Annotated in this window: 24 protein-coding genes; 12 read left to right on the top strand and 12 right to left on the bottom strand. The window is 67.8% G+C overall.

The window, feature by feature from the left end:
- The first annotated feature begins 29 nt into the window (after positions 1-29).
- From ACTJJX_RS08790 to ACTJJX_RS08780, 3 genes are all read left to right on the top strand, one after another.
- Entirely contained in the window at positions 30-830 is an 801-nt protein-coding gene (locus ACTJJX_RS08790) for a cytochrome C assembly family protein (RefSeq protein ID WP_003092649.1), read from the top strand.
- Positions 831-842: 12 nt separating this feature from the next.
- Entirely contained in the window at positions 843-2,135 is a 1,293-nt protein-coding gene (locus ACTJJX_RS08785) for an HlyC/CorC family transporter (protein ID WP_003111904.1), read from the top strand.
- Positions 2,136-2,438: 303 nt separating this feature from the next.
- Positions 2,439-3,752: an MFS transporter gene (locus ACTJJX_RS08780; protein ID WP_003113829.1), complete on the top strand. Its 1,314-nt coding sequence runs from the start codon at positions 2,439-2,441 to the stop codon at positions 3,750-3,752.
- A 7-nt stretch (positions 3,753-3,759) separates the two neighbouring features.
- Here ACTJJX_RS08780 and ACTJJX_RS08775 read toward each other — a convergent pair whose 3' ends face one another.
- Genes ACTJJX_RS08775 through ACTJJX_RS08755 form a run of 5 tightly spaced genes read right to left on the bottom strand, consistent with a single transcriptional unit; the run spans position 3,760 to position 7,094 of the window.
- On the bottom strand, positions 3,760-4,509 hold the full coding sequence (locus tag ACTJJX_RS08775) for an SGNH/GDSL hydrolase family protein (RefSeq protein ID WP_016852514.1): 750 nt from the start codon (positions 4,507-4,509) through the stop codon (positions 3,760-3,762).
- A 1-nt stretch (position 4,510) separates the two neighbouring features.
- On the bottom strand, positions 4,511-5,692 hold the full coding sequence (gene purT, locus ACTJJX_RS08770; protein WP_003092658.1) for a formate-dependent phosphoribosylglycinamide formyltransferase: 1,182 nt from the start codon (positions 5,690-5,692) through the stop codon (positions 4,511-4,513).
- A 37-nt stretch (positions 5,693-5,729) separates the two neighbouring features.
- A complete protein-coding gene (locus ACTJJX_RS08765; protein ID WP_003092660.1) occupies positions 5,730-5,924 on the bottom strand; it encodes a DUF1289 domain-containing protein in 195 nt (64 codons plus the stop codon).
- Positions 5,921-6,445 (bottom strand): gamma carbonic anhydrase family protein, encoded by a 525-nt coding sequence (locus tag ACTJJX_RS08760; RefSeq protein WP_003092662.1) that lies wholly within the window; start codon positions 6,443-6,445, stop codon positions 5,921-5,923. The genes ACTJJX_RS08765 and ACTJJX_RS08760 overlap by 4 nt, the downstream gene beginning before the upstream one ends.
- A 37-nt stretch (positions 6,446-6,482) precedes the next feature.
- Complete coding sequence (locus ACTJJX_RS08755) at positions 6,483-7,094, bottom strand: CoA pyrophosphatase (protein WP_003092664.1); 612 nt, start codon at positions 7,092-7,094, stop codon at positions 6,483-6,485.
- Positions 7,095-7,234: 140 nt separating this feature from the next.
- Between ACTJJX_RS08755 and ACTJJX_RS08750 the strand changes: the two genes are divergently transcribed.
- The 7 genes from ACTJJX_RS08750 (at position 7,235) to nagE (ending at position 15,747) form a co-directional block, all read left to right on the top strand.
- Positions 7,235-7,789 (top strand): NUDIX hydrolase, encoded by a 555-nt coding sequence (locus ACTJJX_RS08750; RefSeq protein WP_003092665.1) that lies wholly within the window; start codon positions 7,235-7,237, stop codon positions 7,787-7,789.
- Positions 7,790-7,851: 62 nt separating this feature from the next.
- Complete coding sequence (locus ACTJJX_RS08745; protein WP_003092667.1) at positions 7,852-8,352, top strand: L,D-transpeptidase family protein; 501 nt, start codon at positions 7,852-7,854, stop codon at positions 8,350-8,352.
- A 242-nt stretch (positions 8,353-8,594) separates the two neighbouring features.
- A complete protein-coding gene (locus ACTJJX_RS08740) occupies positions 8,595-9,338 on the top strand; it encodes a GntR family transcriptional regulator (protein WP_003117452.1) in 744 nt (247 codons plus the stop codon).
- Between the two features lie 16 nt (positions 9,339-9,354).
- Complete coding sequence (nagA, locus tag ACTJJX_RS08735; protein ID WP_003113826.1) at positions 9,355-10,446, top strand: N-acetylglucosamine-6-phosphate deacetylase; 1,092 nt, start codon at positions 9,355-9,357, stop codon at positions 10,444-10,446.
- Positions 10,443-11,465: an SIS domain-containing protein gene (locus tag ACTJJX_RS08730; protein ID WP_003119309.1), complete on the top strand. Its 1,023-nt coding sequence runs from the start codon at positions 10,443-10,445 to the stop codon at positions 11,463-11,465. Before nagA ends, ACTJJX_RS08730 begins: the two co-directional genes overlap by 4 nt.
- Before the next feature lie 16 nt (positions 11,466-11,481).
- The gene (ptsP, locus tag ACTJJX_RS08725; protein WP_016852513.1) at positions 11,482-14,010 is read left to right on the top strand and encodes a phosphoenolpyruvate--protein phosphotransferase; all 2,529 of its coding nucleotides are present in this window, start codon (positions 11,482-11,484) and stop codon (positions 14,008-14,010) included.
- A 24-nt stretch (positions 14,011-14,034) separates the two neighbouring features.
- Positions 14,035-15,747 carry an N-acetylglucosamine-specific PTS transporter subunit IIBC gene (nagE, locus tag ACTJJX_RS08720; protein ID WP_016852512.1) on the top strand — a complete coding sequence of 571 codons (1,713 nt, stop codon included), beginning with the start codon at positions 14,035-14,037 and terminating at the stop codon, positions 15,745-15,747.
- A gap of 201 nt (positions 15,748-15,948) precedes the next feature.
- Here the strand turns inward: nagE and ACTJJX_RS08715 are convergent, their stop codons facing one another.
- From ACTJJX_RS08715 to purL, 3 genes are all read right to left on the bottom strand, one after another.
- Complete coding sequence (locus ACTJJX_RS08715; protein ID WP_003092679.1) at positions 15,949-16,266, bottom strand: Nif3-like dinuclear metal center hexameric protein; 318 nt, start codon at positions 16,264-16,266, stop codon at positions 15,949-15,951.
- Positions 16,267-16,445: 179 nt separating this feature from the next.
- The gene (locus ACTJJX_RS08710) at positions 16,446-16,724 is read right to left on the bottom strand and encodes a CDGSH iron-sulfur domain-containing protein (protein ID WP_003113822.1); all 279 of its coding nucleotides are present in this window, start codon (positions 16,722-16,724) and stop codon (positions 16,446-16,448) included.
- Between the two features lie 6 nt (positions 16,725-16,730).
- A complete protein-coding gene (gene purL / locus ACTJJX_RS08705) occupies positions 16,731-20,627 on the bottom strand; it encodes a phosphoribosylformylglycinamidine synthase (protein WP_003104809.1) in 3,897 nt (1,298 codons plus the stop codon).
- 286 nt (positions 20,628-20,913) lie between these two features.
- Here purL and mltF point away from each other — a divergent pair, with 286 nt between their 5' ends.
- Positions 20,914-22,386: a membrane-bound lytic murein transglycosylase MltF gene (gene mltF / locus ACTJJX_RS08700; protein WP_003104806.1), complete on the top strand. Its 1,473-nt coding sequence runs from the start codon at positions 20,914-20,916 to the stop codon at positions 22,384-22,386.
- A gap of 13 nt (positions 22,387-22,399) precedes the next feature.
- On the opposite strand, the gene ACTJJX_RS08695 is transcribed toward mltF, so the two are convergent.
- A complete protein-coding gene (locus ACTJJX_RS08695; protein WP_003122118.1) occupies positions 22,400-22,984 on the bottom strand; it encodes a DUF2239 family protein in 585 nt (194 codons plus the stop codon).
- A gap of 125 nt (positions 22,985-23,109) precedes the next feature.
- The gene (locus ACTJJX_RS08690) at positions 23,110-24,366 is read right to left on the bottom strand and encodes an aromatic amino acid transport family protein (protein ID WP_003105913.1); all 1,257 of its coding nucleotides are present in this window, start codon (positions 24,364-24,366) and stop codon (positions 23,110-23,112) included.
- A 62-nt stretch (positions 24,367-24,428) separates the two neighbouring features.
- Between ACTJJX_RS08690 and ACTJJX_RS08685 the strand changes: the two genes are divergently transcribed.
- Entirely contained in the window at positions 24,429-24,668 is a 240-nt protein-coding gene (locus tag ACTJJX_RS08685) for a hypothetical protein (RefSeq protein ID WP_152959661.1), read from the top strand.
- A gap of 86 nt (positions 24,669-24,754) precedes the next feature.
- Here ACTJJX_RS08685 and tadA read toward each other — a convergent pair whose 3' ends face one another.
- A complete protein-coding gene (gene tadA, locus ACTJJX_RS08680) occupies positions 24,755-25,303 on the bottom strand; it encodes a tRNA adenosine(34) deaminase TadA (RefSeq protein ID WP_003092697.1) in 549 nt (182 codons plus the stop codon).
- A complete protein-coding gene (locus ACTJJX_RS08675) occupies positions 25,294-26,685 on the bottom strand; it encodes a multicopper oxidase family protein (RefSeq protein WP_003092698.1) in 1,392 nt (463 codons plus the stop codon). Before ACTJJX_RS08675 ends, tadA begins: the two co-directional genes overlap by 10 nt.
- Between the last annotated feature and the right edge of the window lie 64 nt (positions 26,686-26,749).

The raw sequence follows: 26,749 nt of genomic DNA, 5'->3' as shown, positions 1-26,749 counted from the left end.
TCCTTTCGGGCCCGCGATTACAAGGACTTATGCATCCCCTGCTGCCCAGCCTCATCGCTGCTGTTCTCTATCTCGGCACCGCCGCCTACCAGGGTGCCTGTGTGTCCAAGCGCACCGCGCCGGGCAAACCCCTGCTGCTCCTGTTCGGACTCCTGGCACTGGTCGCCCACGCCTTCAGCCTCTACCAGCAATTGCTGACCCCGGCCGGCCTGGTGCTGGACTTCTTCAACGCCGCCAGCCTGATCGCCGCCGCGGTAATTCTCCTGACCCTGCTGGCGACCTTGCGGATACCGGTGGAGAACCTGCTCCTCCTTCTATTCCCGCTGGGTGCCCTCACCACCCTGCTGGCGGTACTCATCCCCCACGGCACCGTCGAGCCGATCAACGAACAGCCAGGCATTCTGGCCCACATCCTGCTCTCGATCCTGGCCTACGGCCTGCTCACCATCGCGGTGTTCCAGGCGCTCTTGCTGCTGCTCCAGGACTACCGCCTCAAGCACAAGCATCCGTCCGGGCTGATCCGCAACTTCCCGCCCCTGCAAACCATGGAAAGCCTGCTGTTCGGCTTCCTCTGGGGCGGCTGGTCGCTGCTTTCGCTGTCGCTGCTGTCCGGATGGCTGTTCGTCGACAACCTGTTCGCCCAGCACCTGGCGCACAAGACCATCCTGTCCTGCTTCGCCTGGGTGGTCTTCGCCGTGCTCCTCTGGGGTCGCCACCAGCTCGGCTGGCGGGGCCACAAGGCGATCCGCTGGACCCTGGCCGGTTTCTGCCTGTTGATGTTGGCGTACTTCGGCAGCAAGCTGGTGCGGGAATTCATCCTGCACATCTGATGGGCCTCCTTCATGGATGAGCTGCACCCCGGGTACCTGGTCGGCCTGCTGGTTCTCCTGGTCGCCTGCTCGGCGTTCTTCTCCTGCGTCGAGACCGCCCTGCTCAACCTCGACCGTTACCGCCTGCGCCTGCAGGCCAAGCAAGGCCTGCGCGGGGCCCGGCGCAGCAGTTGGCTGCTGCTGCACGACGACCGCCTGCGCGGCACCCTGTTGTTCGGCCGCACCCTGGTCAACGTCAGCGCCGCCGCCCTGGCCAGTTGGGCCGCGCTGCGCCACTGGGGCGTCATCGGCCTGGCCGTCGCCATCCCCGGCATGACCCTGCTCCTGCTGCTGTTCGGCGCCCTGCTGCCGCGCCGCTACGGCGCCCTTCGCTCGGAACGCGTCGCCCTGCCGCTCAGCCTGCCGCTCCTGATCCTGCAGCGCCTGTGCTGGCCCCTGCTGTGGCTGCTGACCCTGCTGAGCAACGCGCTGCTGCGCCTGCTCGGCGTCGCCGCGGCGGAACAGGACGACAGCGGACGCAGCCGCGACGAAGAGGCCCTGCATCCGGCCGACAATCCCCAGGCCAGCGAGGTCAACCGGCATGACATGCTGCTCGGCCTGCTGGACCTGGAGAAGGTCACGGTCAACGACCTGATGATCCCGCGCAACGAAATCGAAGGCATCGACCTCGACGACGAACTCGAGGTCATCGTCGAGCAGTTGCGCACCACCAGCCACACCCGCCTGCCGGTCTACCGCGACGACGTCAACCAGATCGAAGGGGTCGTGCACATGCGCCAGATCGCGCGCCTGCTGACCCAGGGCCGCCTGACCAAGGAGAATCTCCGCCAGGCCTGCATGGAGCCGTATTTCGTGCCGGAAAGCACGCCGCTGTCGACCCAGTTGGTGAACTTCCAGAAGGAGAAGCGCCGTATCGGCGTGGTGGTCGACGAATATGGCGAGGTGATCGGCATCGTCACGCTGGAGGACATCCTCGAAGAGATCGTCGGCGACTTCAACGACCTCGACAGCCTCGACAACCCGGATATCCAGGCCCAGGAGGACGGCAGCTTCGTCATCGACGGCAGCGCCAACCTGCGCGAGCTGAACAAGTCGCTTGGCTGGCAATTGCCCTGCGACGGCCCGAAGACCCTCAACGGCCTGGTCACCGAAGCCCTGGAGCAGATCCCCGATTGCGCGGTGTGCCTGCGCATCGGCCCCTACTGCCTGGAAATCCAGCAGTCGGCGGAAAACCGTGTGAAAAGCGTGCGCGCCTGGCATCCCCGCGCGCTGACCCCGCTGGTCGAAAGCGACGCCAGCGTCTGATCCGGGATTGCCGAACCGGCCCCGCGGCGCTCTATAATCGACCCCAGCTTATCCAGCCCTGCCGCCGGTTCCGCCGCTACCCGCAGCCCGAGCCCCGGCCAGTCACCCGCCAGTCCCGCCTGCCCGCCCGGCCCCGATGCCGACGGTACCAGCCGGCGCACGGCGCGCAGCCCCATCCTCCCTGCGCGACCGATCTCGTCCGCCCCACCCGGGCGCCGCGCCGCCGCATCGGCGCACTGGCCATAACCATCCGGCCGCACGGAAGCACTCCGTCGTGCCCCGACTGCCAGGGACCTTCCCACCATGACCGCCGCCACCCTCGCCGCCGACGCCGCTCCGGAACCGGCCAACTCGACCACCCGGGTCGCAGTCGCCAGCTTCATCGGCACCGCCATCGAGTTCTACGATTTCTACGTCTATGCCACTGCCGCCGCCCTGGTGATCGGTCCGGTATTCTTCCCGCAGACATCCGGCACCGCGCAGATGCTCAGCGCCTTCCTCACCTTCGGCATCGCCTTCCTCGCCCGTCCGCTGGGCTCGGCGCTGTTCGGCCACTTCGGCGACCGCATCGGGCGCAAGTCGACCCTGGTCGCCTCGCTGCTGCTGATGGGGGTGTCCACCACCCTGATCGGCGTCCTCCCCGGCTACGACAGCATCGGCTACTGGGCGCCGTTGCTGCTCTGCGTGCTGCGCTTCGGCCAGGGCCTCGGCCTCGGCGGCGAGTGGGGCGGCGCCGCGCTGCTGGCCACGGAGAACGCGCCGGCCGGCAAGCGCGCCTGGTTCGGCATGTTTCCCCAGCTTGGCCCGTCGATCGGCTTCCTCGCCGCCAACGGCCTGTTCCTGGCCCTGGCGATGCTGCTCAGCGAGGAGCAGTTCCGTGAGTGGGGCTGGCGGATCCCGTTCCTGCTCAGCGCGGCGCTGGTTGTGGTCGGCCTCTACGTACGCCTGAAGCTGGCGGAAACCCCGGTGTTCGCCAAGGCCATGGCCAAGCACGAGAGGGTCCGCCTGCCGATCGCCGAGCTGTTCGCCCAGCACTGGCGGCCGACCCTGCTCGGCGCCCTGGCGATGGTGGTGTGTTATGCGCTGTTCTATATCTCCACGGTGTTCTCGCTGAGCTACGGGGTGGCCAGCCTCGGCTTCAGCCGCGAGGAGTTCCTTGGTCTGCTGTGCCTCGCGGTGCTCTTCATGGCCGCCGCCACGCCGCTGTCGGCCTGGCTCAGCGACCGCTTCGGACGCAAGCCGGTACTGCTGCTCGGCAGCCTGGCGGCGATCGCCTCCGGCTTCGCCATGGAGCCGCTGCTCAGCCAGGGCTCGACGTTCAGCGTCGCCCTGTTCCTCTGCATCGAGCTGTTCCTGATGGGGGTCACCTTCGCCCCGATGGGCGCGCTGCTGCCGGAAATATTCCCCACCCACGTGCGCTACACCGGCGCGTCGGCGGCCTACAACCTGGGCGGCATTCTCGGCGCCTCGGTGGCGCCCTATATCGCCCAGAAGCTGGTCGGCATCGGCGGCCTGGGCTGGGTCGGCGGCTACGTCTCCGCAGCGGCGCTGCTCAGCCTGCTGGCGGTGCTGTGCCTGAAGGAAACCCGCGACAACGACCTCGGCGCAGTGTCCTGAGTCTCGCTCAGGCTACCGCGACGCCGCCCTTCTCCCTCGCCGCCAACCAGTCGGCGAGGGCCCCGGCCCAGACCTGGTAGCCCAGCTGCGACGGATGAAAGCCGTCGATGGCCAGGTAGCCCGGAAGCAGGTCCAGCGAGATCGGGCAGTAGCCGGCGCCGGTCGCGCCAGCGAGATCGCACAGCGCCTCGTCGAGCAGCCGCCCGCGCCACCCCAGCAGGGCCCGCAGCAACCCGGGCAAGGCGGAAAAATGCTGCAGCGGCGGCACCGCGGTGCAGGTCACCTGCGCGCCGGCCGCCTGGAAGCCGTCGATCAGGGCCGCGCAGTCGGCGCGCCAGCGTTCGAGGGAGCGCAGGCTGGTGGTGTCATTGACGCCGAAGACCAGGATCACCTGGTCGAAGAAACGTCCCGCCACCTGCGGTAGCAAGCGTTCGCGCGCCTCGCCGCTGGTGATGCCGTTCTCGCCCAGCGCCTGCCAGGCCACCGGGCGCCGCAGACGCTCGCCCAGCGCCGCGGCCAGGCGGCCGGCCAGGGCGTAGTCCAGGCAACTGGCGCCGACCCCGGCCACTGTCGACTCACCGAACAACAGCAAGCGCAGCGGCTCTTCGGCACCGGACCCACCGACCAGCCCTTCGCGAGGTCCCGCCGCGGGCGCCAGGCGCAAGGCTCGGCGGCGGGTGCGGATAGCCAGCGGCACCGCCAGCGGCAGCAACGGCAGAGCCGCCGCCCACCAGGCCAGCGTTGCCAGCCGGCGCATCTCAGAGTTCGACGCGAACCGCCTGGGCGGCCCGGGTCGCCTTGGCGCGGGCGGCGTCGATAGACTCGTCGCGCGCCAGGGCCACGCCCATCCGCCGCTGGCCATCCACTTCCGGCTTGCCGAACAGGCGTAGCGCCGTATCCGCCTCGCTCAGCGCGGCACCGAGGTTGGCGAAAGCGACCTGCCGGGACTTGCCTTCCACCAGGATCACCGCCGAGGCCGACGGGCCGAGCTGGCGGATCACCGGGATCGGCAGGCCGAGGATCGCCCGCGCGTGCAGCGCGAACTCGGAAAGATCCTGGGAAATCAGGGTCACCAGGCCGGTATCGTGCGGGCGCGGCGACACCTCGCTGAACCACACCTGGTCGCCCTTGACGAACAGTTCGACGCCGAACAGCCCGCGTCCGCCGAGGGCCTCGGTCACTGCCCGGGCGACCCGCTCGGACTCGGCCAGGGCCTGCGCGCTCATCGCCTGCGGCTGCCAGGACTCGTGGTAGTCGCCCTTGACCTGGCGGTGACCGATCGGCGCGCAGAAAGTGGTGCCGTCGACGTGGCGCACGGTGAGCAGGGTGATTTCGTAGTCGAAATCGATGAAGCCCTCGACGATCACCCGGCCCTTGCCGGCGCGCCCGCCTTCCTGGGCATAGTCCCAGGCCGCCTGCAGGTCGTCGGGGCCTTTCAGGACGCTCTGGCCCTTGCCCGACGAACTCATGATCGGCTTCACCACGCAGGGGTAGCCGACGCGCTCGACGCCACGGCGGTAGTCCTCGAAGGTATCGGCGAAGTGATAGGGCGAGGTCGGCAAGCCGAGCTCCTCGGCAGCCAGCCGGCGGATACCCTCGCGGTTCATGGTCAGTTGCGCGGCGCGGGCGGTGGGCACCACGGTGTAGCCTTCGGCCTCCAGCTCGACCAGGGTCGCGGTGGCGATGGCCTCGATCTCCGGCACGATGTAGTGCGGCTTCTCCTGCTCGATCACCGCGCGCAGGGCGGCGCCGTCGAGCATGCTGATCACGTGGCTGCGATGTGCCACCTGCATGGCCGGCGCGTTGCCATAGCGATCGACGGCGATCACTTCGCAACCCAGGCGTTGCAGCTCGATGGCGACTTCCTTGCCCAGCTCGCCGGAGCCACAGAGAAGGACGCGGGTCGCGCTCGGCGACAGGGGGGTACCGATACGGGTCATGGAAGAACCTCGGAAATGAAAGAAAACGGAATCAGCTTCAGGCGGAACCGCTGACCAGCCCTTGCGCCTTGGCGCGCTCGAAACAGCGACCGAGCACCTCGCGGCGCTCGTCGTTGCTCATCAGGCCCCAGCGGGTGATCTCGGCCGCCGTGCGCTGGCAGCCGATACAGATGTCCTGCTCGTCCAGCGCGCAGACATGCACGCAGGGCGAAGCCACCGGTCGCTCGTTCACGCCGGGTCCTCGACGAGGTCGCGGGCGTAACGGCGGGCATTGTGCACATAGTGGGCGGCGCTGGCCTCGAGCATTTTCTTCTGCGGCTCGCTCAGCTCGCGCACTACCTTGCCCGGCGAGCCCATCACCAGCGAGCCGTCGGGAATCTCCTTGCCCTCGGGAATCAGCGCGTTGGCGCCGATGATGCAGTACTTGCCGATCTTCGCCCCATTGAGGATCACCGCGTTGATCCCCACCAGGCTGTAGTCGCCCACGCTGCAACCATGCAGCATGGCGTTGTGGCCGACGGTGACGCCCTTGCCGAGGGTCAGCGGATAGCCCATGTCGGTGTGCATCACCGAGCCGTCCTGGACGTTGCTGTGCTCGCCGATATGGATCAGCTCGTTGTCGCCGCGCAGCACCGCGCCAAACCAGACGCTGGCGCCGGCATCCAGGCGAACCTTGCCGATCACCGCTGCGCTGGGCGCGATCCAGCTGTCGGGATGGGTTTCGACGCGGGCATCGCCCAGGCGGTATTTCATCGCGATCTCCTCATGGCCGGGGTCTGCGCCCCGTCGGTCAACTCAGTTTGATGAACGAAGCCGGCGGCGTGTGCAGGTCGATGGGGTCGTCGTACAGCAGGTTGACCAGCTCCACCACCATGATGGCCGTCAGGCCCCAGATCTTGAACTCGCCGAAGCGATAGCTGGGCACGTACCAGCTGCGGCCGAAGTAGTCGATACGGTGGGTGACCTCGCGCGGGTCGTCGCGAAAGAAACTCAGCGGCACGTTGAACACCGCGGCGATCTCGCCGTCGTTGGGCTGGTACTCGACGAAGTCGGGAATGAAGGCGACATAGGGAGTGACCTCGATGCCATGCCGCGAGACCAGGGTGCTCAGCGGCCCGACCACTTCCACCAGGCCCGGCGGCAAGGCGATCTCCTCCTCCGCCTCGCGCAGGGCGGTGCGCACCAGGTCGGCATCTTCCGGGTCGCGCCGCCCGCCGGGGAAGGCGACCTCGCCGCCATGGGTGGACAAACCGGCGGCGCGCAGGGTCAGCACCAGCTCCGGATCGTCGCTGCGGGTGATGGGCACCAGCACGGCCGCTTGGGGGAAGCGCTGGTCGGTATCCAGTTGGCGGGGGCGGTGCGCCTCGATGCGTTGGCGCAGCTCGTCGAGCGTGCAGTTCATACTGCCGGGGTTTCCGAGGTCTTGTCGTTTCCCCGAGATCATGGCACGAAAGCCCCGGCCAGCCCACCCCTCCCGCACGGGGCCTTGTCGCCTCCCGGCCAGCCGAGCAAGATAGGCCTTTCCCCGAAGAAGAACCTGGCATGAAATTCTGCAGCCTGTGCGGCGCCACGGTGGTCCAGCGCATCCCGGACGGCGACAACCGCCTGCGCTACGTCTGCGACGCCTGCCACACCGTGCACTACCAGAACCCGCGTATCGTCGCCGGCAGCCTGCCGGTGTGGGACGGCCAGGTCCTGCTCTGCCGTCGCGCCATTGCGCCGCGCCTGGGCTACTGGACGCTGCCGGCCGGCTTCATGGAGAACGGCGAGACCCTCGCCCAGGCGGCGGCCCGCGAGACAGAGGAAGAAGCCAACGCGCGGATCGGCGACCTGCAGCTCTATACCCTTTTCGACCTGCCGCACATCAGCCAGGTCTACCTGTTCTTCCGCGCCGAGCTGCTCGACCTGGATTTCTCCGCCGGCGATGAAAGCCTGGAGGTGCGGCTTTTCGACGAAGCGGAGATTCCCTGGTCGGAGCTGGCTTTTCCGACCATCGGCCGTACCTTAGAATGCTACTTCAGCGACCGCCGCGAAGGCTGCTTCCCGGTGCGCAACGAAGCCATTGCACCTATGCTGGCTTCCTATAAGAAAGACTGAACGCCAAACACTCGAACACCGCCGCCGTTGCGGCTCAAGGGAACATCGGGGATTTCACTTCCATGCGCTGGTTGCTTGCTTTGCTGTGCTTGACCTTCGCCAGTCTGACCCAGGCCAATGCCGCGCCGAGCCTGGAAGGCAAGGTGGACAAGGTCCTGGTGCTCAAGTCCGAGCGAAAACTGCTGCTCCTCAACAAAGGCAACGTCCTGAAAAGCTACCGTGTCTCGCTGGGCAAGCGCCCGACCGGCCCGAAGCTGGCCGAAGGCGACAACCGCACCCCGGAAGGCTTCTACTGGATCGACTGGCGCAAGACCAGCAACAACTACAACCTCTCCATGCACATTTCCTACCCCAACGCCCGCGACGTGGCCAAGGCCCGGGAAAAGGGCCTGCCGGCCGGTGGCATGATCATGATCCACGGCACCCCGCTGGATGACGAATACCCGGAGTGGTACTTCTCCACCCTGGACTGGACCAATGGCTGTATCGCCATGAACAACACCGACATGCGCGAAGTCTGGAGCGTGGTGAAAGACGGCACGCTGATCGAGATCCGCCCCTGACAGAACCAGGCTGATACCACTCGTCAGCCGTCAGCCACGCCAGGAACGCCGCCGCGAGATTTTCCGGCGGCGTTTTCTTTTATCCGTCAAACCCTTGCATCCCTTACTCAGGCCGAGTCAATCGACGGGACGGCTGGCTGACGCGTGCGCGACGCACAACTGGCATTGACGTGGTATTCAAGTGGTATTAGTTTTCCCAGCATTACCGGGCGACAACAACACAATCCGCATCGGAACCTCTCATGAAGACAGCCCACGACCTGCTCCTGGCCCTGCGTCCCGACGAGGCGCAACCCACCCCCCTCTATCTGCAGCTGGCGCGCAATCTCGAGAGCGCGATCCATGCCGGCCAGTGGAAAGCGGAGGAAGCGCTGCCCTCCGAACGCAACCTCAGCGAAACCCTGAACATTTCCCGCGTCACCGCGCGCAAGGCCCTCGAAGTACTCTTCGAGCAGGGCCTGATCCGCCGCAACCAGGGCTCCGGCACCTTCATTACGCCGCGTCTCGAACAACCGTTGTCGCGTCTCTCCAGCTTCAGCGAGATGCTCCGCCTGAAAGGCTTCACCCCCGGCTCCACCTGGCTGGAGCGCGGCATCGCCCTGCCCACCCACGACGAACTGATCCGCCTCGGCCTCTCGCCGACCGAGAAGGTCACGCGCATGAAGCGCCTGCGCAAGGCCGACGGCACAGTGATGGCGATCGAGAACAGCACCCTGCCGGCGCGCCTGCTGCCGGACCCGACAGCGGTCGGCGATTCCCTCTACGAATACCTGGACGGCATCGGTCGCCCAGTGGTCCGCGCCCTCCAGCACGTGCGCGCGATCAACGCGTCCGCGTCCGATGCCGCGCTGGTCGGCATCGCGCCGGGCACCGCGATGCTGCTGATGACCCGGATCGGCTACCTCGAGGACAACACCCCGATCGAGCTGACCGACACCTACTGCCGCAACGACTACTACGACTTCGTCGCCGAACTGCGACGCTGACCGACACGGAGCCGCCATGCTCGAAGGCAACATTCTCACCCCGCAAGGCTGGGTCCTCGGCCGCCTACACATCCAGGACGGGCGTATCCAGCGGATCGAAGGCGAGCCCTGCGACCCGGCCGGCAACGCCGATCCGTACCTGCTGCCAGGCTTCATCGACCTGCATGTGCACGGCGGCGGCGGCCGCGACATCATGGAAGGCGGCGACGCCTTCGCCACCATCGCCCGCACCCACCGGCGCTTCGGCACGACCTCGCTGCTGGCCACCACCATGACCGCACCGCGCGAGGAGATCGCCGACATCCTCAGCCAGCTCGGCGCTTACTGCCGCCGCTCGCTGGAGGGCGGTTCACGGATACTCGGCGTGCACCTGGAAGGCCCCTACATCAACTCCGGCAAGCTCGGCGCGCAGCCCAACTTCGCCCATGCCGCGGTGCTCGAGGAAGTCGAGGACTACCTGCGCCGCGCGCCGATCCGGGTGATCACCATCGCCCCCGAGATCGCCGGACACCGGCCGCTGATCCGCGCCCTCGCCGAGCGCGGCGTACGCCTGCAGATCGGCCATACCCTGGGCAGCTACGAGGACGGCGTGGCCGCACTGGAAGCCGGCGCCAGCAGCTTCACCCACCTCTACAACGCGATGACCGGCCTGCACCACCGCGAACCGGGTATCGTCGGCGCGGCCCTGGCCCACGCACGCTACGCCGAGCTGATCCCCGACCTGCTGCATGTCCATCCCGGCGCCATCAGGGTGGCCCTGCGTTCGATCCCGTGCCTGTACTGCGTGACCGACTCCACCGCCGCCGCCGGCATGCCCGACGGCCAGTACAAGCTCGGCAGCCACACGGTGACCAAGTGCCTGGGCGGCGTGCGCCTGCCCGACGGCACCCTGGCCGGCAGCACCCTGACCATGGACCAGGCGCTGCGCAACCTGGTGAAGATCGGCCTGCCCCTGGCCGAAGCCTCGCAACGCCTTTCGCAATTCCCCGCCGATTACCTCGGCCTCGCCGAGCGCGGCCGCCTGGCGCCCGCAGCCTGGGCCGATGTGGTGCGCCTGGATCGCTCCCTGGAACTCGACGCCGTGATGGTGGAAGGAGAACTCGAATGACTTCGCTGATGCTCGAGGAAGCGCTCTCCGCCGCCGCGGTGGCGAGCCGTCAACTGGCCGTGCTCGACGCTTGCCTGCCGGCGCTTGGCCAGCGCCTGCGGGAGGTCGATCCAAACCTGGCGCTGACCGTCGCGCGCGGCAGCTCCGACCATGCCGCCAGCTACTTCGCCTACCTGGCCATGCAGCACGCCGGCTTGCCGGTGGCCTCGCTGCCCATGTCGGTAGTGACCCTGAACCGCTCGCCGCTGCGTGTCGCCGGGCAGGCCGTCTTCGCTTTCTCGCAGTCAGGACAGAGCCCCGATCTCGTGGACAGCCTGCGCATCCTGCGCGAACGCGGCGCCCTGGGCATCGCCCTGGTGAATGCCGAAGATTCGCCGCTGGAAGCCGCCAGCGAATTCGTCGTGCCGCTCTGCGCCGGCACCGAGCGCAGCGTCGCAGCGACCAAGAGCTTCATCGCCACGCTCAGCGCCAGCGCCCGCCTGCTCGCCCACTGGCAGCGCGACAATGCCCTGCTGGCCGCCGGCCAGGGCCTGGCGGCCGGGCTGGAGCAGGCCGCCAGGCTCGACTGGTCGCCGGCCATCGAGGCCCTGCGCGACTGCCAGCGGCTGATGGTGATCGGTCGCGGCGCCGGCTACGCCATCGCCCAGGAGGCCGCGCTGAAATTCAAGGAAACCTCGGCGATCCAGGCCGAGGCCTTCAGCAGCGCCGAGGTCCGCCATGGACCGATGGCGCTGGTCGAGGAGCGCTATCCGCTGCTGGTGTTCGCTCCCCGCGGCCCGGAGCAGGAAGGCCTGCTGGCGCTCGCCGAGGATATGCGCCAACGCGGTGCGCAGGTATTGCTCGCTGCCCCGGACGACATCGCCGAACGCGACCTGCCGCTGCAGCGCGCCGCGCATCCGGCGCTCGATCCGATCCTGGCGATCCAGAGCTTCTACGTCATGGCCGCCGGCCTGGCCGAAGCCCGCGGCATGGACCCGGACCAGCCACGGCACCTGAGCAAAGTCACCCGAACCCACTGAGCCTGAGCGCGCGCCCATGAACAACAAGAATCTCGCCCTCAAAGCGCCCCTGAGCGGCCCCGTGATGCCGCTCAACCGAGTACCCGACCCGGTGTTTTCCAGCGGCACCCTGGGCGAAGGCATCGCCATCGACCCACTCAACGACTGCCTGCACGCGCCCTGCGCCGGGCTGGTCAGCCACCTGGCGCGAACCCGCCACGCGCTCAGCCTGCGCGCCGACAACGGTGCCGAGCTGCTGCTGCACGTCGGCCTCGATACAGTACAGCTGCAAGGCGAAGGCTTCGAGGCGCTGGTCGAGGAAGGTGCGCGGGTGATCGAGGGCCAGCCGCTGCTGCGCTTCGACCTGGACCGCGTCGCCCGCGGCAGCCGCAGTCTGATCACGGTGATGATCCTGACCAACGGCGACGGCTTCCAGGTACGCCCGCTGACCACCAACCCGGTGGAGGTCGGCGCGCCGCTCCTGCAACTGAGTCCGGAGAAGGCCGAGCAACGTCCGGCCAATCCCGCGCCTGGCGAAGGCTCCGCGCAGCGCCAGGTCCGCGGGCGGGCGCGGGTCGCCCATCATGGCGGTCTGCACGCACGCCCGGCAGCGCTGCTACGGAAGACCGCGCAGGGCTTTTCCAGCCAGGCCGAACTGCACTTCGCCGGGCAGGTGGCCAGCGTCGACAGCCTGGTCGGCATCATGGGCCTGGGGGTCGCCGAACAGGACGAGGTAGAGGTGATCTGTCGCGGCGAAGACAGCGAGGCGGCCCTCGACGCCCTGCTCGCGGCCCTCGCCAGCGCCACCGCGGGGGCTCCGAAGGAGGCCCCGCGCGCCATCGCCTCGGGCGAGCCGGCGCGACCTGCGGCTGTCGCCGGTACCCTGGCCGGCGTCTGCGCTTCGCCCGGCCTGGCCAGCGGTCCCCTGGCGCGGCTCGGCGCCATCAGCCTGCCGGCGGATGACGGCCGGCATCGTCCCGAGGAACAGCACCTCGCCCTGGACCAGGCCCTGCAACGGGTGCGCGACGACGTACAGGGGAGCCTGCAGCAGGCCAGGCTCGGCGGCGACGAGAACGAAGCGGCGATCTTTTCCGCGCATCTCGCGCTGCTGGAAGACCCGGGTCTGCTGGACGCCGCCGACATGCTGATCGACCAGGGCGTCGGCGCCGCCCACGCCTGGCACCGGGCGATTCAGGCCCAGTGCGAGATTCTCCAGGCGCTGGGCAACCTGCTGCTGGCCGAGCGCGCCAACGACCTGCGCGACCTGGAAAAACGCGTGCTGCGGGTGCTGCTCGGCGACACCGCACCGTTGCGGGTGCCTGCTGGGGCCATCGTCGCCGCCCGGGAGATCACCCCCTCCGACCTCGCGCCGCTGGTGGATGCCGGCGCGGCTGGCCTGTGCATGGCCGAAGGCGGCGCCACCTCCCACGTGGCCATCCTCGCCCGTAGCAAGGGCCTGCCGTGCCTGGTGGCGCTCGGCGCCGGGCTGCTGGAGCTGGAGGAAGGCCGGCAGGTAGTACTGGACGCCGGCCAGGGCCGGCTGGAACTCAGCCCCGACGCTCGACGCCTGGAGCAGGTCGCCTTGCAAGTGGCGCAGCGCGAGGAACAACACCGCCGCCAGCAGGCCGATGCGCAGCGCGAGGCGCTCACCCGCGACGGCCGGCGCATCGAGATCGGCGCCAACGTCGCCTCGCCGCGCGAGGCCGCCGAAGCCTTCGCCAACGGCGCCGACGGGGTCGGCCTGCTACGCACCGAGTTTCTCTTCCTCGAGCGCCGCGCCGCGCCCGACGAAGAGGAGCAGCGCAACGCCTACCAGGAGGTCCTGGACGCCATGGGCCAGCGCAAGGTGATCATCCGCACCATCGATGTCGGCGGCGACAAGCACCTCGACTACCTGCCGCTGCCGGTGGAAGAAAACCCAGCACTGGGCCTGCGCGGCATCCGCCTCGGCCAGGCGCGCCCGGAGCTGCTCGACCAGCAGTTGCGCGCGCTGCTGAGGGTCGAACCACTGGAACGCTGCCGGATACTGCTGCCGATGGTCAGCGAGGTCGACGAACTGCGCGCCATCCGTCGCCGCCTCGGCGAGCTGGCCACGCAGTTGGGGATCGAGCGCCTGCCCGAACTCGGGGTGATGATCGAGGTGCCCTCCGCCGCCCTGCTCGCCGATCAACTGGCCGAACACGCCGACTTCCTCTCCATCGGCACCAACGACCTGTCGCAGTACGCCCTGGCCATGGACCGTTGCCACGCCGGCCTGGCCGACCGCATCGACGCCCTGCACCCGGCGCTGCTGCGGCTGATCGCCCAGACCTGCGCCGGAGCAGCCCGCCACGGCCGCTGGGTCGGCGTCTGCGGTGCGCTGGCCTCGGACCCGCTGGCGACACCGGTACTGGTCGGCCTCGGGGTCGAGGAATTGTCCGTCGGGCCGAACCTGGTCGGCGAGATCAAGACCCGGGTGCGCCAGCTCGACGCCGCCGAATGCCGCCGCCACGCCCAGGCGCTACTGGACCTGGGCAGCGCCCGGGCGGTGCGCGACGCCTGCCTGCAACACTGGCCGCTGGCCTGACAAGAACAATCGGAGACCACCGCCATGCCCCCGTTCCTGATCGAAAGCCTGCAACGCCTGGGCCGCGCCCTGATGCTGCCGATCGCGATCCTGCCGATCGCCGGCCTGCTGCTGCGCCTGGGCGACGTCGACCTGCTCGACATTCCGCTGGTCCACGACGCCGGCAAGGCGATCTTCGCCAACCTGGCGCTGATCTTCGCCATCGGCATCGCCGTCGGTTTCGCTCGCGACAACAATGGCACCGCCGGCCTCGCCGGCGCCATCGGCTACCTGGTGATGATCTCGGTGCTCAAGGTGATCGATCCGGGCATCGACATGGGCGTGCTCTCCGGCATCATCAGCGGCCTGGTGGCTGGCGCCCTGTATAACCGCTTCAAGGACGTGAAGCTGCCGGAATACCTGGCGTTCTTCGGCGGCCGCCGCTTCGTGCCGATCGCCACCGGGATCAGCGCGGTCTGCCTGGGCCTGCTGTTCGGGGTGATCTGGCCACCGCTGCAACAGGGCATCAACGGCCTCGGCCAACTCATGCTGGAAAGCGGCAGCTTCGGCGCCTTCGCCTTCGGCGTGCTGAACCGCCTGCTGATCGTCACCGGGTTGCACCACATCCTCAACAACCTGGTGTGGTTCGTCTTCGGTAGCTTCACCGACCCGGAAACCGGGCGCGTCGTCACCGGCGACCTGGCGCGCTATTTCGCCGGCGACCCGAAGGGCGGCCAGTTCATGGCCGGGATGTTCCCGGTGATGATGTTCGGCCTGCCCGCCGCCTGCCTGGCGATGTACCGCAACGCCCGTGCGGAGCGGCGCAAGCTGATCGGCGGGCTGCTCCTGTCGATGGCCTTGACCGCCTTCCTCACCGGCGTCACCGAGCCGGTGGAGTTCGCCTTCATGTTCCTCGCGCCGCTGCTCTACCTGCTGCATGCGCTGCTCACCGGCCTGTCCATGGCCCTCACCGACCTGCTCGACATCCGCCTCGGCTTCACCTTCTCCGGTGGCGCCATCGACCTCGCCCTGGGCTGGGGCCGCTCCACCCACGGCTGGATGCTCTGGCCGCTGGGCCTGCTCTATGCCGGCATCTATTACCTGGTGTTCGACTTCTGCATCCGCCGCTTCAACCTGAAGACCCCGGGCCGCGAAGACGACGCGAGCAGCGAATCGGGCGACAACGCCGAAGCCGAGCGCGCCCCGGCATTCATCCGCGCCTTGGGTGGCGCAGCCAACCTCGAAGTGGTGGACGCCTGCACCACGCGCCTGCGTCTGCGCCTGGTCGACCGCGACAAGGCCTCGGACGCCCAACTCAAGGCCCTCGGTGCGATGGCCGTGGTACGTCCGGGCAAGGCCGGCAGCCTGCAGGTGGTGGTCGGCCCACAGGCCGACAGCATCGCCGACGAGATCCGCCGCGCCCTGCCCTTCGATACGCAACCGGGCGAAGCCGTACCGCCGCTGGGCAGTCCGCACACAGCCGAAGAGGTGGTGGCGATGCAGGCCACCGTCGACGCCGCCGAAGCCCAGGCCTGGCTCGGCGCCCTCGGCGGCGCCGGCAACCTGCGCGAGGTACGGGACGTCGCACTGACCCGCCTGCGGGTCAGCGTGGCGGACGAACGCAAGCTGGCCACCGAGCAACTGCGTCGTCTCGGCGGACAGGGCGTCAGTTCCCTCGCCGGCGGCATCTGCCATATCCTGGTGGGCCCCCGCGCCGCGGCCCTGAGCCAGGCCCTGCAACCGCTGCTGCGGCGCTGACGGCAGGAGGGCTGGACCTCGGCCAATCGGCGGATAACCGCCAAGCGGTTATTCGCCCCACGCCACAGCTCCCCCGTTCGGGTTCGATAATCGCGAAGCGGTTGTTCGCGCCACGCCACAGCCCCGGGTCGGGCTCTCCCCGTGAGGCGGATAACGAAAAGGGCGGCCACTGGCCGCCCTTCTTGCTTGTCCGAGGAAAACTCAGAAGACCATGTCGGTCAGGCGCCAGACTTCGTAGGCCGGGGTCTCATAGGGATGCGCCGCCTTCAGCGCCTTGACGCTGGCGTGGATGAGCTCGTCGGCCACCACCAGCTCCACTTTCCACTCCGCCACGTGCTCGACCTGGCCGACCTGGCCCAGGTAGGGTTGGCTACCGTCCAGGGGCCGGAACTGGCCCTGGCCAAGGGACTGCCAGCAGCAACTGTCGTACGCCCCGATGCGCCCGCCACCCGCGGCGAACACCGCTTGCTTGACGACATCCAGATGGCTCTCAGGCACATAGAAACACAGCTTGTACATCGTTTTCTCCGCACGAATCGAATGCTGCACGAGGCGGTCGGTGGTTGTGCGACTGCCGACGCCAAATAATGGCACTTTGCCTTGACATGATGAATATTTGACGCTGCCTTTACGACAGATAAGCGCAACATTTGTTCGCTCGTCACAACACCTTCGTGCGGGCGTTCACAGATTTACGTTCAGCCGCGGAAACGCCGCCACCTGGCCTTCAGCCCGGAGGCGGAAGGCGCATGGCTGCCGTCGCAATACGGCAGGTCGGCGGAGCGCCCGCAGCGGCACAACAGCAACAGGCGCTCGCGGGTCGCGTGGAGCGTCAGGCCGTTGCGGCAGTCGGCGGGACAATCGGGAAGCGAAGCCGAAGCCCCGCAGGTACAGAGCCGCAAGGTGTCGCCGGGAGAGACCCGGCGAACCTCGGGAAGAAGGTCGGGCGACGAGTTGGAGTCCGCATCGCCCGCCATGCCGGATCAGTCCACCCAGACCCGGGCGTTGCGGAACATGCGCAGCCAGCCGCCGTCTTCCTGCCAGTCGTCCGGACGCCAGGAATTCTGCACGGCGCGGAACACCCGCTCGGGGTGCGGCATCATGATGGTGACCCGGCCGTCGCGGCTGCTCAGCCCGGTGATGCCGCGCGGCGACCCGTTGGGGTTGGCCGGGTAGGCTTCGGTGACCTTGCCGTGGTTGTCGACGAAACGCAGCGACACGCAGCCGGAAAGGTCGGCCTCGAGCAACGCTTCCTCCGACTCGAACTCCGCATGGCCTTCGCCATGGGCGATGGCGATCGGCAGGCGCGAACCGGCCATGCCCTGCAGGAAGATCGACGACGACTCCTGCACCTGGACCATCGCCACCCGCGCCTCGAACTGCTCGGAACGGTTGCGCACGAAGTGCGGCCAGAACTCGGTGCCGGGAATCAGCTCGTGCAGGTTGGACATCATCTGGCAGCCGTTGCAGACGCCGAGGGCGAAGCTGTCCTTGCGCGCGAAGAACGCCTGGAAGCCGTCGCGGGCGCGGGCGTTGAAGAGGATCGACTTGGCCCAGCCCTCGCCGGCGCCGAGCACGTCGCCGTAGGAGAAGCCACCGCAGGCCACCAGGCCCTTGAAGGCGTCCAGGTCGACCCGCCCGGCGAGGATGTCGCTCATGTGCACGTCGATCGCGGCGAAGCCGGCGCGGTCGAACGCCGCGGCCATCTCCACCTGGCCGTTGACGCCCTGCTCGCGGAGGATCGCCACTTTCGGCCGCACGCCCTTCTTGATGTAGGGCGCGGCGATGTCGTCGTTGACGTCGTAGCTGAGCTTGATCGACAGCCCGGGGTTGTCTTCGTCCAGCAGCGCGTCGAACTCCTGCTCGGCGCAGTCGGCGTTGTCGCGCAGACGCTGGATCTGGTAGCTGGTCTCGCTCCAGATGCGTTGCAGGATGCGGCGCTGGGCGCTGTAGACGGTCTCGCCGTTGTAGTTCAGGTTGATCTCGTAGCCGTTGACCGGCTGGCCGATCACCGCCACGCAGTCGTCGAGACCGGCGGCGCTGAACTGCGCGAGGACTTCCGGAGTGGCACCCTCGCGAACCTGGATCACCGCGCCCAGTTCCTCGCTGAACAACACGGCCGCCAGCTCTTCGCGGCTATCGGCCAGGGCATCGAGGTTCAGCTCGACGCCGCAGTGACCGGCGAAGGCCATCTCCAGCACGCTGGTGATCAGGCCGCCGTCGGAACGGTCGTGGTAGGCGAGGATATGGCCGTCGGCATTGAGCCCCTGGATCACCGCGAAGAAGGCTTTCAGGTCCTCGGCGTCGTCGACGTCCGGCACGGCGCGGCCGAGCTTGCCGTGGACCTGGGCCAGGATCGAGCCGCCGAGACGGTTCTTGCCGCGGCCGAGATCGATCAGGATCAGGTCGGTCTCGCCCTTGTCCAGGCGCAGTTGCGGGGTCAGGCTCTGGCGCACGTCGGCGACCGGGGCGAAGCCGGTGACGATCAGCGAGACCGGAGAAGTGACGCTCTTGTCCTCGCCATTGTCCTGCCAGCGGGTCTTCATGGACATCGAGTCCTTGCCCACCGGGATGGTGATGCCCAGTTCCGGGCACAGTTCCATGCCCACGGCCTTGACCGTGTCATACAGGCGCGCGTCCTCGCCGGGGTGGCCGGCGGCGGCCATCCAGTTGGCGGAAAGCTTGATGTCGGACAGCTTGCCGATACGCGCGGCAGCCAGGTTGGTGACCGTCTCGCCGATGGCCATGCGTCCGGAAGCCGGGGCGTCCAGCAGCGCCAGCGGGGTACGTTCGCCCATCGCCATGGCCTCGCCGGTGTAGACGTCGAAGCTGGTGGCGGTGACGGCGCAGTCGGCCACCGGCACCTGCCAGGGCCCGACCATCTGGTCGCGGGCCACCAGCCCGGTGATGGTGCGGTCGCCGATGGTGATCAGGAAGCTCTTGCTGGCCACGGCGGGATGGCGCAGGACGCGCTCGACGCTTTCCTGCAGCTCCAGCCCGGCGGCGTCGAAATCGTCGCCCAGCTCGGCCTCGCGGGTGACCGCGCGGTGCATGCGCGGCGCCTTGCCGAGCAGGACTTCCAGCGGCATGTCCACCGGCTTGTTGTCGAAATGGCTGTCGGCGACGGTCAGCTGGCGCTGCTCGATGGCCTCGCCGACCACCGCGAACGGGCAGCGCTCGCGCTCGCAGATGGCCTTGAAGGTCTCGAAGTCGGCGGCGTCCACCGACAGCACGTAGCGCTCCTGCGACTCGTTGCACCAGATTTCCAGCGGGCTCATGCCCGGCTCGTCGTTGGGCACCGCGCGCAGCTCGAAGCGACCGCCGCGGCCGCCGTCGTTGATCAGTTCCGGCAGGGCGTTGGACAGGCCGCCGGCACCGACGTCATGGATGAAGCTGATCGGGTTGCGCTCGCCGAGCTGCCAGCAGCGGTCGATCACTTCCTGGCAACGTCGCTCCATTTCCGGGTTGTCGCGCTGCACCGAGGCGAAGTCGAGGTCGGCGGAGCTGGCGCCGGTGGCCATCGAAGAGGCGGCGCCGCCGCCCAGGCCGATCAGCATGGCCGGGCCGCCAAGGACGATGAGCTTGGCGCCGACGCTGATCTCGCCCTTCTGCACGTGTTCGTCGCGAATGTTGCCCATGCCGCCGGCGAGCATGATCGGCTTGTGGTAGCCGCGCACTTCCTCGCCGTGAGGGGTAGCGATCTTCTGCTCGAAGGTACGGAAGTAGCCGGTCAGCGCCGGACGGCCGAACTCGTTGTTGAACGCGGCGCCGCCCAGCGGGCCCTCGATCATGATGTCCAGCGCGGTGACGATGCGCTCGGGCTTGCCGTAGGGCACTTCCCAGGGCTGTTCGAAACCGGGGATCTGCAGGTTGGACACGGTGAAGCCGGTCAGGCCGGCCTTCGGCTTGGCGCCGCGGCCGGTGGCGCCCTCGTCGCGGATCTCGCCGCCGGAACCGGTGGAGGCACCGGGGAACGGCGCGATGGCGGTCGGGTGGTTGTGGGTCTCCACCTTCATCAGGATCTGCACCGGCTCGCGGCTGGCGGCGTATTCGCGGGTCTGCGGATCGGGGAAGAAACGCCCGGCGACATGGCCGACGATGACCGCGGCGTTGTCCTTGTATGCGGACAGCACGCCTTCGCGGTTCATCTCGTAGGTGTTCTTGATCATGCCGAACAGGCTCTTGTCCTGGGCCTGCCCGTCGATGTCCCAACTGGCATTGAAGATCTTGTGCCGGCAATGCTCGGAGTTGGCCTGGGCGAACATCATCAGCTCGACGTCGTGCGGGTTGCGCCCCAGTTCGCCGAAGCTCTTCAGCAGGTAGTCGATCTCGTCCTCGGCCAGGGCCAGGCCCAACTCGACGTTGGCCTTCTCCAGCGCGGCGCGACCGCCGCCAAGCACGTCGACGGCGGTGAGCGGGCGGGGCTGCGCATGGCTGAACAGCTCGGCGGCGCCTTCCAGGCGGTCCAGCACCAGTTGGGTCATGCGGTCATGCAGGCGGGCGGCGACCTGCTGGGCGTCGCTCTCGGACAGTTCGCCCTGCACATAGTAGGCAATGCCGCGCTCCAGCCGGTCGATCTTCGCCAGGCCGCAGTTGCGGGCGATGTCGGAGGCCTTGCTCGACCACGGCGAGATGGTGCCGAAGCGCGGCACCACCAGGAACAGCCGTCCGCTGGGCTCCTGCACCGGCACGCTCGGGCCGTATTTCAGCAGCCGCGCCAGCACCTGCTCCTCGTCGGCGGTGAGCGCGCCGGTGACGTCGGCGAAATGCGCGAACTCAGCGTACAGCCCGGTAACGGCAGGTACGTGCTGGGTCAGTTGCTCGAGCAGTTTGCCGTGGCGGAAAGCGGAAAGGGCGGGAGCGCCGCGCAGGATCAGCATTGTCGGAACAGCCTCTGGAGACGGGAAGGTGTGGGGGCCGGCCGGGCCGGCCCGCAGAGGCCGTGCATTCTACCGTAAAGCACCGTCCGGCGGCACCCGCGCCGATGGCTATCGCATAGCCCTCCATCGGATCCGCGGCGGCCCGCTTCGAAGCACTTCGAGAACGGCGCCGCAGCGCTCTGCGACGGGGCAAGCGAAACGGCGGACGAACGGTATCCCGGCGATAGCAGAGAAGGTCCCGGCTGTCGAGATATGGCGCCGTCTCGCCTTTGCGTATACTGCGCCGATGTTTGCCCTGACCGCGTACCGCTTACGTTGCGCCGCCTGGCTGTTGGCGACCGGCATCTTTCTGCTGCTTGCGGGCTGTAGCGAGGCGAAAGCCCCTACCGCCCTGGAGCGCGTGCAGAAGGAGGGCGTACTGCGCGTGATCACCCGCAACAGCCCGGCCACCTACTTCCAGGACCGCAACGGCGAAACCGGCTTCGAATACGAACTGGCCAAGCGCTTCGCCGAGCGCCTCGGCGTCGAGCTGAAGATCGAGACCGCCGACAACCTCGACGACCTCTATGCCCAGCTTTCCCGCGAGGGCGGCCCGGCGCTCGCCGCGGCCGGCCTGACCCCGGGACGCGAAGACGACGCCAGCGTGCGCTACTCGCACACCTACCTCGACGTCACCCCGCAGATCATCTACCGCAACGGCCAGCAGCGCCCGACCCGCCCGGAAGACCTGGTCGGCAAGCGCATCATGGTGCTCAAGGGCAGCAGCCACGCGGAGCAGCTCGCCGAGCTGAAGAAGCAGTATCCCGAACTGAAGTACGAAGAATCCGATGCTGTCGAAGTGGTCGACCTGTTGCGCATGGTCGACGTCGGCGACATCGACCTGACCCTGGTCGACTCCAACGAACTGGCGATGAACCAGGTGTACTTCCCCAACGTCCGCGTCGCCTTCGACTTCGGCGAAGCCCGCGGGCTGGCCTGGGCCTTGCCGGGGGGCGACGACGACAGCCTGATGAACGAGGTCAACGCGTTCCTCGACCAGGCCAAGAAGGAAGGCCTGCTGCAACGCCTGAAGGACCGTTACTACGGGCATGTCGACGTACTCGGCTACGTCGGCGCCTACACCTTCGCCCAGCACCTGCAGCAACGCCTGCCGCGCTACGAAAGCCACTTCAAGCAGAGCGGCAAGCAGCTGGATACCGACTGGCGCCTGCTCGCCGCCATCGGCTACCAGGAATCGCTGTGGCAGCCCGGCGCCACCTCCAAGACCGGCGTGCGCGGCCTGATGATGCTGACCAACCGGACCGCCCAGGCGATGGGCGTGTCCAACCGGCTCGACCCGAAGCAGAGCATCCAGGGCGGCAGCAAGTATTTCGTGCAGATCCGCAGCGAACTGCCCGAGAGCATCAAGGAACCGGACCGCAGCTGGTTCGCCCTGGCCGCCTACAACATCGGCGGCGCGCACCTGGAAGACGCGCGCAAGATGGCCGAGAAGGAAGGCCTCAACCCGAACAAGTGGCTGGACGTGAAGAAGATGCTGCCGCGCCTGGCGCAGAAGCAGTGGTACGCCAAGACCCGCTACGGCTATGCGCGCGGCGGCGAGACCGTGCACTTCGTACAGAACGTGCGGCGCTACTACGACATCCTCACCTGGGTGACCCAGCCGCAGATGGAAGGCAGCCAGATCGCCGAGAGCGGGTTGCACCTGCCCGGCGTGAACAAGACGCGCCCGGAAGAAGACAGCGGCGACGAGAAACTCTAGCCGCCCCCTCCCCTCAGGATTCTCCGTCGCTTGCCAGCCAGGCGGCGTGCTCGCGCACATCGGTCGGCCAGCCGGCGATCCGCTCGGCGAAGCCCTCGCGATCCCCGGCGAACAGCGCACGCGTCGCCTCCTCGAAGCCCGGCAGGTCGCCGGCCATCGCATTCATGAAATGGTAGGCGCGCTCCTGCGCCTGCCGCGCACGCCCGGACTGGCTGCGGCGCGCCTCCTCGACCAGCTTGCGCAGCGCCACCGAGGCGCCCCCGGGCTGCGCGGCGAGCCATTCCCAGTGGCGCGGCAACAAGGTCACCTCGCGCGCCACCACGCCCAGCTTCGGCCGCCCGCGCCCGCGCGGCGCGGCCTCCTCCGCCGGTTGCCGCTCGCCTGCGACGACCAGGCGCGCCAGCTGGTCCTCGCTGGAACCACGGATATCGAGATCGACGGAGCGCCCAGTGGCATTGTCGAATACCAGCAGCGGTCCGGCTGCACCGCCGGCGACCGCTTGCTTCAAGGCCAGCGCGACCTCCGGCAGCGCCGCCGTCAGCAGCCGGCGCGTGCCGTCGAAGCAGGTGAAGGATTGGATGTATGGATCATTGGCCATGACAGGCTCCCATGGATGGAACGCCCGAATAATACCCGGATATAAATAGAGCGACAATATTATCCGGATAAAATAAATCCCATGAAAAAGGCCGCCCTATGGCGGCCTCTTCCGGCAGCGATGACCTACCAGCCGGCCGGCAGCAGGTTCATGGCGCTGCAAATGGCGTAGGCGGCGCTGGCCAGGTAGATCGTCACGATCACCGCCTGGATCGCCGGATGGGCGATCCAGCCGCATTTCCAGGCCGGCTCGAAGTCGCCGTTCCTACGCGCCGAGCGCAGCATCAGGATCGGCATGATCGAGAGAATCACCCCGCTGAAGGCCCCGGCGAAGTACAACGCGTTGACGAAGCCGACCAGCCCGCTGTAGGCCAGGACGAACGGCGGCAGCGCGACGATCGCCAGCACCAGCAGGCGGGTCTTCGGCCGGTTCTCCGGACCGAGCTTGTGGAACTTGTCGAAGATGTTGGTCAGGAAGCTACCGCCCAGGCCCCAGTAGGACGTCAGCATGGCGCACAGGGCGAAGGTGTTGGCGGTGAAGAAGGCCCATTCGCCGAGCGCCTTGCCCCAGGCCAGGGTGGCGACTTCGGACTGGTTCTCCAGGCCGGTCAGGGCGATCACCGAGAGCGGCACGATGCTGAGCAGGACGAAGGTGGTCAGCATCCCGGTGATCACCGCCTTCGGCAGGCGCTCCGGGGCGTGGCTGAAACCACGGGCCATCTCCGGGACGATGTACTGGGCGGAGAAGCAGAACACCGCGATGTTGAATACCGGCACCATGTAGATCCAGTCGCCGTCGAGCAGACGGGCGAACTCGGTATTGTCGTTGAGCAGGGTGGCCGCCACCAGGATCAGGATCATGCTGACCATGCCGATGCTGATGAACTTCTCGCCCTTGCCGATGGCGCTCAGCCCCAAGTACAGCACGCCGGCGGCCGGAATGAAGAACAGCACGCTGCCCAGGGCCGGGCTGATGCCGAAGAAGGCGCTGAGGATCTTGCCGCTGCCGCTCATGTAGGCGATCAGCGCGCCGATGCTGTTGACCGCCACGGACAGGAAGATCGCCCAGGCGCCGAAGGAGCCGACATAGCGCTGGGCAAGGCCGCTCAACTGGTTGTGGGTGCGCGTGCGCAGGGCGGTTTCCGAGACGTAGAGCATGGAAATGGTGGTGAACAGGCCGGCCACCGCCAGCCAGAGCAGCAATGGCATGAAGCCGGCCTTGCGGCTGGCGTAGGCCATGGACAGCACGCCTGCGCCGATGTTGGTTCCGACGATCATCGCCACCGCCTCGAGGAACGTCAGGCGCTTGACCTCCAGTCCCGAGGAATCGACGGCTTCCGCCCCGGCGTGATCCTGATACTGCTGGACCCGGGTATCACTCATGACAACAACTCCCTGCATTTCGAATTGGCATTGTGCGGGAGGCGGCCAGGACCGCCGTACCGATGGCCTTCTTCGAGGACAATGCAGGGCCGGGAATCGCGGACGCCTCCGGACCGGCCGCGCTTTTCGGCTGCGCGGTCCGGCGGGGGTATCCGCAGGCGGGCTCGCTCTCACCTGAAGCCATTGCCTGCGGGCCGCTTGCTCAAGCGGCCGTGCAAAATATCACACAATTCGACGAAGGAAGCGCGCGGCGACTACGACTTTACGCCTATGCCGATCGTCCGAAATATCCGGATAAATAATTGATGCAGATGGCTTTTGAAGGAGAGGAAGGGGCAAGGACGTGCTTTAACGTTTCAGCCGGAGCGTTCGAAAAGAGAAACATCCGTCAGTCTTCGCGAGGCTTCTTCGCCGCTTCGCGCCGCGCGCGGAAGAACGCCGAGAGCGCCTGGCTGCATTCTTCCGCCAGCACGCCACCCTCGACCATGACCCTATGGTTGAGATGCTCCTGCTCGAAGAATCGCCCACGGCTTTCCACTGCGCCCGACTTGGGCTCGACCGTGCCGTACACCAGGCGCTGGATGCGTGCGTGCACCAGCAGTCCGGAACACATGCTGCAGGGTTCCAGGGTCACATACAGGGTGCTGCCTGGCAGCCGGTAGTTGCCCGCCTCCGCCGCTGCCATGCGGATCGCCAGCATTTCGGCGTGGGCACTGGGATCGTGGCTACTGATCGGCCGGTTGAAGCCCCGCCCGATGATCTCGCCCTCGCGCACCAGGACCGCGCCCACCGGCACTTCGCCGAGGGCCGCGGCCTTTTCCGCCTCTGCCAGGGCCTCGCGCATGAAATGCGGGTCCCGGCTGCGATCGATGATCGGACGCACGCCTTTTACCGTCGGGTAGCCCTTGCCGTTGCTGATCAGCTTAGTCACCCGCACCAGGCCTCGCCGACCGCGATGGTCCCCATCAGGCCGGTCTCCATATGGTCGATGACGTGGCAGTGGAACATCCACAGGCCCGGATTGTCCGCCACCAGCGCCACGCGGGCAGTCTCGTTCTTGCCCAGCAGGTAGGTGTCGGTGAAGTACGGGATGATCTCCCGGCGATCCGAATCCAGCACCTTGAAGGCCATCCCATGCAGGTGGATCGGGTGCTGGTACTGCGCCATGTTGCGCAGCTCGAAGATGTAGCTCTGGCCTTCCTTGAGCTTGGCCAGCGGCGGCGCGTTGTGCTTGTGCTCCTCGCCGCCTTCCCAGGCCTTGCCGTTGATCTGCCAGAACGACGGATAGGGATTCTTGCCGCTGGTATCGGACATCGCCCCGACCCACTCGAAACGGAAACCGATCTTCTCGGCATTGGCCAGGTCCGGTTCGCTCACCGGATTCGCCGGCAACGGCTTCGGCCAGTCGCCGGCAGGTGCCTCGGCGCTGGCCACGCTGCGGATCGTCGCCAGGCGTACCGGCCCGTCGCGCAGGGACAGCTCGGTGCCCGCTTCCGGCACCTTCAGCGCCAGCTCCAGGCGCATCCCGGGACCGATCCAGTACTGCCCCTCGAAGCCGCGTGGTTCCACCGGATGGCCATCGATGGCATAGATCCTCGCCTCGCCGTTGGGCAGGTTGAGACGGTAGGTGACGGTGTTGTCGACGTTCAGCAGGCGCACCCGGACGATCTGCCCGGCCGGCAGGTCGATGGTCGGCACATGCTTGCCGTTGATCGTCGAATAGCGCCCGCGGGTGCCTTCGCGCGCGGCCTGGCGCGGCACGCTGAAGGGGGTGAAGGCGCCCTGCTCGTCCACGTGCCAGGTCTTCAGGCAGAGAACCTTCTCGTGGCGGAACCCGGTGGGTTCGCGCTCCTCGATGATCAGCGGGCCGACCAACCCGCGGCCGAGCTGCTCGCTGCTCATCAGGTGCGGGTGGTACCAGTAGCTGCCGGCGTCCTGGGTCTTGAACTGGTAGATGAAACTCTCGCCCGGCTGCACCGGCGGCTGGGAAATGTACGGCACGCCGTCCATCTCGATCGGCAGGCGGATGCCGTGCCAGTGGATGGTGGTCGGTTCGTCCAGCCTGTTGGTGAAGCGCACCCGCAGCCACTCGCCCTGCTTCGCCCGCAACTCCACGCCGGGGCACTGGCCGCCATAGGCCAGCGCCGGACTGCTGAAGCCCGGGACGATCTCCAGGTCCAGCGGCGCGGCGATCAGTTCGTAGTCGTACTCCTGCGCCACCTGCGGACGCGCCAGCCAGAAGCGCGCGCCGCCGGCGCCGAGGCCGACCACCGCCAGCCCGGCGAGGCCGCCGAGCACTTGTCTACGGGTAAATGTCATGGAGCCTTCACCTTCGCGGTACTGCGGCTGGGAAATGATAGATTTTCTCATTTCCACGCCCACA

Origin of the sequence: Pseudomonas sp. 22490, assembly GCF_052044465.1 — a bacterium.
Taxonomy (GTDB): Bacteria; Pseudomonadota; Gammaproteobacteria; order Pseudomonadales; family Pseudomonadaceae; genus Pseudomonas; species Pseudomonas aeruginosa.
This window is presented reverse-complemented; position numbering and strand designations above follow the sequence as displayed.